The 7508-nt window shown below is 35.9% G+C and carries 5 protein-coding genes; 2 read left to right on the top strand and 3 right to left on the bottom strand.

Annotated features, from left to right (window positions below; translation table 11 throughout):
- Window positions 1-684 precede the first annotated feature (684 nt).
- Window positions 685-1086: a single-stranded DNA-binding protein gene (locus RUH95_RS20685; RefSeq protein WP_313894804.1), complete on the top strand. Its 402-nt coding sequence runs from the start codon at window positions 685-687 to the stop codon at window positions 1084-1086.
- 107 nt (window positions 1087-1193) lie between these two features.
- Here RUH95_RS20685 and RUH95_RS20680 read toward each other — a convergent pair whose 3' ends face one another.
- The 3 genes from RUH95_RS20680 to RUH95_RS20670 all read right to left on the bottom strand — a co-directional run bounded on the left by RUH95_RS20680 (window position 1194) and on the right by RUH95_RS20670 (window position 6018).
- Window positions 1194-3905: a DEAD/DEAH box helicase gene (locus tag RUH95_RS20680; RefSeq protein WP_313894803.1), complete on the bottom strand. Its 2712-nt coding sequence runs from the start codon at window positions 3903-3905 to the stop codon at window positions 1194-1196.
- Complete coding sequence (locus tag RUH95_RS20675) at window positions 3902-5482, bottom strand: hypothetical protein (RefSeq protein ID WP_313894802.1); 1581 nt, start codon at window positions 5480-5482, stop codon at window positions 3902-3904. The genes RUH95_RS20680 and RUH95_RS20675 overlap by 4 nt, the downstream gene beginning before the upstream one ends.
- 152 nt (window positions 5483-5634) lie before the next feature.
- Window positions 5635-6018: a helix-turn-helix domain-containing protein gene (locus tag RUH95_RS20670; RefSeq protein ID WP_313894801.1), complete on the bottom strand. Its 384-nt coding sequence runs from the start codon at window positions 6016-6018 to the stop codon at window positions 5635-5637.
- Between the two features lie 584 nt (window positions 6019-6602).
- Here RUH95_RS20670 and RUH95_RS20665 point away from each other — a divergent pair.
- On the top strand, window positions 6603-7037 hold the full coding sequence (locus tag RUH95_RS20665) for a transcriptional regulator (RefSeq protein WP_313894800.1): 435 nt from the start codon (window positions 6603-6605) through the stop codon (window positions 7035-7037).
- Window positions 7038-7508: the final 471 nt, after the last annotated feature.

The raw sequence follows: 7508 nt of genomic DNA, 5'->3' as shown, positions 1-7508 counted from the left end.
CGCTAAGGCAACAAGTGTTTCGCTTTTTATATAGGTTATTATTCATGGAGATTTGGACTTATCTATAAAAGTGACGATTAATTTGCACTTATTCAATACTTGTCTAGTTGAATTTACCTAAATATTTGCCACACTTCGTATTTAGCTGGAAAACTATTCATTCGTTCGCTTTTCTATGAAATATCGCTTCCATTCTAAGTAAGTAGCAACCTCCATTGGATTGAAGCGAAAGGGGTGGCGACTCCGGCGGGAAAAGCGTTAGTCGAAGACCCTGGACTGAGCGCATGCGAAGGAAGCGGCTGAGGCAACGCCCGCGGAAAGCGTCCACCCCAGTAGCGGAAACTACCACTAAGACGCATTTTATGTAAAGTACGAATGAATACGTAATGCAAGTCGAAAACGAGTGTTTTAGTATTAAAGGGTATTCGTTTTTTTTCTATTAGCACAAATTCCTAAAAACAGGATAATCAACAAACTTGATGAAAAATGAATAAAAAAATCAAAACTACTAAAATTCTTTTTTCGAAAATACAAAGATTTGATAAAACTGGACTTGTCCCATAAATACACAAACGAAAACTTCATTTTCGGTAATAAAACCCCACCAAAACCAAATTATCAGCTTTTGCCAACAATTTACTTAGCATTTATGATGAACTTACTTAAGGAAATGGAGGTGAAAAAGTGAATACAGTTTCGATAATCGGAAGAATGACAAAAGCTCCACGGCTCAGACAATTATCAGAAGGGAGAGTGCAAACAAGCTTTATAGTAGCAGTAAGTAAAGGATATAAAAATGATGATGCGAACTTCGTGCTATGCACGATTTGGGGAAAGCTCGCTGAATTAACAGTAAAGTATTGTGGAAAAGGATCACTTGTTGGGATTGCAGGTAGATTAAATACACGATCGTATGAAAAAGAGGCAGGCGTAAGAGTTTTTGTAACAGAAGTAGTTGTGGAGGACATCCGATTTTTAGCAACGAAGAAACGAGACGAAGAAGATCAGCAGCAGACAGAACAAGACAAAAAACCAGACATAGATTTTGAATTTCCAGCAATACATCCAAATCAACTTCCAGTATAAAGCAATACCAGACCGCATTTAACATGAAGCATACAAAGTATAAAAGCTATACAAGAGAGGAAAACCTGACCGAAGAAGCGCGGCCAGGTTTTTTGTAAACATATGAACTAAATAGTCAATGTGAGCAAATCTTTTATATCAGCGTCGGACATTTCTGTAATCCACTGACTTGAGTGGATTAATTCTTCTGATAAAGCTTGTTTTTCAACAAGTAGCTTATCAATTTTTTCTTCAATTGTGCCGATAGTTATGAACTTATGCACATGGACGAAATTCGTTTGACCAATTCGATATGCGCGGTCGGTTGCTTGATTTTCTACCGCAGGGTTCCACCAACGATCTGCATGCAGTACATGGCTTGCAGCAGTTAAATTTAAGCCAGTTCCGCCGGCTTTTAAAGACAATAGAAATACTGGGAACTCTTTGGCTTGAAACGCCTCTACCAGGTGATCTCGTTGATTTTTAGGCATACTACCAGTTAAAAATGGTGCATCAATATCGTACAGTTCCGTTAAACAATGCTGTAGTAAATGTCCCATACCAATATACTGCGTGAAAATAAGACATTGCTCACCACGTGCTGCAATTTCACCAGCAAGTGTGACGATTCGTGCCAGCTTTTCTGAACGCTCAAGCATATCTTCCGCATCATCGAAAGGCTCTTTCAAATAGAGGGCTGGGTGATTACAAAGCTGTTTAAGTTTACTTAACATTTTTAAGATTAATCCTTTTTTCTCAAAACCTGAAAGTGTATCAATTTTGCTTACGGTTTCTTGAATAAGTGATTCATAAAGTGCTGCTTGCTCTGTAGTTAGCGAACAGTACTCACGTTGCTCTAGTTTTTCTGGTAAGTTCAGTTGTAATTCCGGGTCTTGCTTTGTTCTTCGTAATAAGAAAGGTTGGATTTTCACACGTAGCTTATGCTTATGTGACTCCGAATTATCCCGTTCAATTGGCGCGATATAATTTTCCTGGAATTTTCGATAAGAGCCTAAATAGCCTTTATGAATAAAGTCGAAAATCGACCATAGCTCGGATAATCTATTTTCCACAGGTGTACCAGTCAATGCAATATGGTGATCACCTGTTAGCTTACGAATTGCACGAGACTGCTTCGTATGCATATTTTTAATATTTTGTGCTTCATCTAATGTAACACTAGACCATTTAATCGCTTGAAGGGATTCAATATCCTGCATGGCCGTACCAAAAGTAGTAAGAACAACATCGGCAGTTAGATCAACCTCTTTTGTACGTGCAGAGCCGTAATGCGTTTGTACTTTTAACGAAGGAGCAAATTTAGCTATTTCTTTTTGCCAGTTCCCAAGAACAGAAGTCGGGCAAATGATTAACGAAGGTGTTAACCCATCATCTTTCTCGTGTACATGAAGCAAATAAGAGATCAATTGAACTGTTTTACCGAGTCCCATATCATCTGCTAAACAAGCACCAAAGCTTTCATTTCGCATAAATACAAGCCATTCTAGGCCCAATTGCTGATATGGACGCAAAGATGTCAATAGATTTGGAGAAACTTCAACGGCAGGAAAGCCAGTTTTCTCTTGTAATTGCTCCATTAGTGATTTGAGTGAATTTTGTAACTCAAATTGGAATAAAGGATCTTCAGTTGAAGCATCATCATCATCCATTGCAAGGGCAATTTCTTCTGGAATCTCACGGAATAAAAGCTCTTTCACAGTCCAATTTTCGGCATCTGATTTATTCATCAACTCTCGAATTTCATGCATCCAAGCTGCATCAATACGGAACCATTCGTTACCTGCTTGAATATAGGAACGATTTTCATTGACAAGTTGTTGAAAATCTTCTTGCGAAATTTCCTGTCCGTTCAATGAAAAGCTCCAATTGAACTGCAAAATTTCATTGAGACCAGCAGTAGTTTTATATGTGTTAGCAGTTTTTGCGATCGTTTTTACACGCATCTTCGTTTCTTTCACTGCTTTTAGCCAAGCAGGAAGTACAACTTCAAAACCAAGAGCCTGCAGTTTGACTAAATCGTCACGAAGAAAAATGCGAACTTCTTCGTCCATTAATGTGGAAGAAAAGAATGCTTCAGGATTTGACGCTGTAATGGAAGAAATAAGCGAGAAAATTTTTGTCTGTGTTTGTGAAATATAATCAGCAAATTCACTCCACTTATCAGGTAATGCTTCTTGAACCGGCAATGATTTCTTTCGAAACGCTGGAGTCCAGTAAACATTACTTTTCTTGCCGCGAACGACCGTTTCTAGTAACCATGTATCTTCTAGCGTTTCCGGTTCAGACAATCTTAGTGCTACCAATAAATTCGGATGAGAAGATTGTGATTTAATTGGCCAGCCACCTTCCTTAAAAAAAGGAACGAGTGAAGGCACATCTTCCATTGTCAAACCCGCTTGGAACAGCTTTTGTTTGACCGCATTTGCGATTAATGTTTTGCTATCCTCATCTAATACAGCATTAACTTGAATAGATTCACCGTCTATTTCTAAATCGTCCCATAAATTTGGTTTTTGCCAAACGATTGCGGCTCCTTTAAACGTAGAAAGCCATTTTTGAGAATCTATGTCGTTTCCATTAAATTTAACAAATGGATGAGCTTTAGCTGAAAATAGTTCCATTAATTCTACTGGAGTAGAGATTAGTGCGTTGTCTTCTATTTGCGCAAGTAGCCCAAAATAGCTTTCGCGATGATCCATATATAAAGAAGGAACCCATTGTTCGACTGGTGCATCAAAGGAACTTAAACGGTAATTTCCATATTCTAATGGATGTATATTTAAAGAAATTTCTTTTGTTATAGACAAAGGCTGTGTCATAGTGGCAAGTTTCCTTTCTCTATTTCCTGCTGCAATGCGCGAAGGCGACGATATTTTTCTCGAACATTGTCTACATACGCATTCCAGTAATCAGTGTCATTTGTTTTCTTAGAAACAGCCTTCATTTTTTTCCAAATTCGAACAGCTTGCTTATAGCTATAACGATTTTTTTCACCAACAAAACGCATTGCATAGTGATGATAAAGTGGAAGTAATACTTCTGGAGCTTGTTCTTTCACAATAGATAGTCCACATGCTTCTGCATATTCAAGCGATGAATTTGCAGATTGATGTAATGCCATCCAATCACGATAACGTTGTTCTTTTAAAAGTAAATTGGAATAGGACTGAATTCCATATAGCCCAAATGATTGATATAAGTTTTCGAGTTCTTCCGATTCTAATTGAATAGTCGTGTACAGAAGCTCAAGTCTACGTATAAGCATGACACGAGATGGATTAGGGATTACTTCATTTAAATAGTAGGAAATATGAGGTAACAGTTTACGTGCTAGACTATTCACCAAGTTTTTATTGGACGAATGAAGAGCCTTTTCGCAAACTTCTACCCATTCCAACAGCTGACCTGCTTCAATTTGATCGGCAGCTTTAAGTAATTCGTCTGTTCTGGACAAAGTGAGATAAAAATAAGGCAAAACCATATTTAATGAAAATCCATCTTCTTCTTTCTCAAGGGATTGTAAAAAAGAAACTTCTTTTTCACGACTTGCCTTGTCAGTTACAAGTGTATCCCAAAAGGATAGATATACTTGCTTTCGATAGGAAACGAACTTATCCATGTCGAAATAGAAATGATGTACAAGATCCATCATTTCTTCGTAAAATGTATCAGCAGCAAATAATCTAGGCTTTGCTGCAAGTTGAGAGAGCAGTTTGTCTATTTCATCGATTGATTCATTGAGAAAATGATAGACCCGATTGCGCATATTCGTTTCAGCGAATGGCGTTAAAAATGGCCAAACTTTAATGAGCAAAACTAGATTTACGTAAACATCGAAAATGGGCTGCCATTCTCTTTCAAAAGGACGTGATTTACGCACTTGTGTTTTTAAATCATGTATGGCAAATTCTAAAACATATAGGCTTGTGGGTGGATAACTGGAAACAAACTTACGAAAAAAGTTTTCAATGAGCAAATTCCAACTTTCAGGGCTACGTTCATCGCGAAGTAATGCTAACTGTGTTAGATCTGCTTCGGATTTCCATTTCGATATCCACGTAGAAAGAGATTCGTTTTGCTGATACAAATAAAAAACGGACGCAACAAAATGTCGACAAGGTTTATGCATGGGACAAGGACATGTAAATGCATCTTCAATAATATTGTATGATACTTCAATGTTGTGGACATCACGTACAACGAAAGAGATTGTGTGGTTTTGTGGAGAATAGTTAGCAATAGACACAGCGCCATTGCGAACAAAAAATGCTGCACGTCGAATAAGCTCTTCATCCTCCGAAATAATTGGATTGAGCTTTTTTTCAAATGCTTGCATGGAATGGTTAATATATTTTTCATAATGTGCTGCTAATTTTTGATAAGTAGTAAGGTTCAAACGGATCTCTCCTAAGAAAAAAGGCTTTCCTTCTATTATACTTATAAACCATACCGATTAAAAGCCACATGGCGTAGCTTTGTAAAGAAATAGAAAAAGCTTATATTATATGCAATCATGCGAATAGTAATCGCAGCGCATATAAATAAGCTTTAAATCAAATCTTCTAGCAGTTGTTTTATTTCCTTATTGTTAAGTAGAGAAACACGTAAAGCGAAAGTGCGGAATTCTTTTGATCCTATATAAAGTGGTTGTAATTCATTTTGAAGTTCAGTTGAATATCTAGCTATATTTTCTTGAGCCTGTAAACTAGAATTTTTCCTTATCGAAATATTGTCATCTAACATTTGAAGGAAAAGAATGTCTGGGATACTATATACCCTTTTAAAAATAGGCAATAAATAAATCGGGATCTCACACGTTCCTAACTCGTATTTGGATAATACAGAATGGTCGATACCTAAACGTAGGGCAGCTTCTGTTTGTGTAATTTCTATTTGTTGTCGATATTCACAAATATGTTCATGAAAAGGCATAAAATTCCCCCTATCAATGAAACAAGAATATCGAAATAAATAAAGTAAAATACTATACAATCATTTACAATAATGAGAGAAAAGAGGTTGTTGTTGTTATAGAAAAAATGAGGTTTTACATACCTAATTTATTTGACTTTTTAGATCTACACAAGCAAATTAGACTAGAAGAAGTAAAAATCATTGGTACTAATACTAGTAATGTGAAATTTTTCATTCGGCATCCGAGGAAAGAAATGATGCATATCAATCAAATTGTAGCAGAAGACTTTATCATGTATAATCTAAAACTCAACTTTCATAGCAATACACTGTCATTTTCAGTAGAAAGCAATAAAAAAATTGCCAATCATATTCTACTCCAAAAAGTGTTTCAAACATTCGCGATAAAATATAGCGCCAAAAGATTTGGATTTCTAATGTATGTCCAAGGAAGAGATCGACCTAGACCAGCAAAAATACATTAGCTACTTAAAGCGAAATAGATTATATTTCGCTTTTTTGGGGTTTTCAAGCTACACGAAAACTCATTTTTATGATAAACTATTAGTATTCAGAAAATTCAATATATAGGAGGGGTAGATATGCTGCAAGTACAATTAATGAAACCATTTTATACGAAGCTAGAGGGAAACCGGATAAAATTAGTATTTGCGTATCAATATTTCACGATTAAAAAAGATGGAGAATTGTTTCATTTCATACCAGTGGAAGGCAAAGAAATCATTGTAAATGCACAAACATTGCAAGTGGAAAACTTATCGGATGTTTTCGTGTTCCAAAAGGAAAATAGATTTATTAGATTGCCGCTTTATCAACTATTGCTTATTTCAGATATACACATTCATCTGCAAGCTCTAATCGACACGAATGGGGAACAGTCGTATGAAACAAAGAAGGAAACAGATGAGGTCATAGAGCAGTTGGAAGAGGAAAATTATAATCGAATGATTGATTACGCGCTTGTTCATCATAATGCATTGCTTTTTAATGAGTTAATAGCAAGCAAACAACTTTAACGGAGGATATTATGTTGATACTTTTCTACAAATAGAAAACACCTAACGAGTATAAAAATCGGTAGGTGTTTTTATGTGCCAAAAATATTAAAAGGAAGTAAAAAAGTAGAGAAATAAAACAAAGCTACTCGATCCAAGTACTCCAAACAAAACGTCCCCCCAATTTAACTGAAATACTTTGCTAATCTTCATGTCAAACGCCCTCCTTTTTTGTTGATTTCCCAGGAAATATAGCTTATTAAATAATATGTCGAAAATAAAAAGAAATAGTTTCTATTAGTATGCCTAAAATAGATGCATTTTATGCAATCAAATTTGAATTATTGATAGCAAAACATAGTCAAAATGAAATTATTAGGGCAATCTTTGCACCAAAATGCAATTTTTGACCAATATATTCCATTTGATTCAGATTCATGTATACTAAAGATAGTTACTTGATTGGTAAGTCTAGCTAGCAAATCAGCGTAA

Origin of the sequence: Psychrobacillus sp. (assembly GCF_032154225.1) — a bacterium.
Classification (GTDB): Bacteria; Bacillota; Bacilli; order Bacillales_A; family Planococcaceae; genus Psychrobacillus.
This window is presented reverse-complemented; position numbering and strand designations above follow the sequence as displayed.

Coding starts and splice junctions, on each gene's coding strand:
- RUH95_RS20670 (WP_313894801.1), bottom strand. CDS start 6,018: ATGCCTTTTCATGAACATATTTGTGAATATCGACAACAAATAGAAATT.
- RUH95_RS20680 (WP_313894803.1), bottom strand. CDS start 3,905: ATGACACAGCCTTTGTCTATAACAAAAGAAATTTCTTTAAATATACAT.
- RUH95_RS20665 (WP_313894800.1), top strand. CDS start 6,603: ATGCTGCAAGTACAATTAATGAAACCATTTTATACGAAGCTAGAGGGA.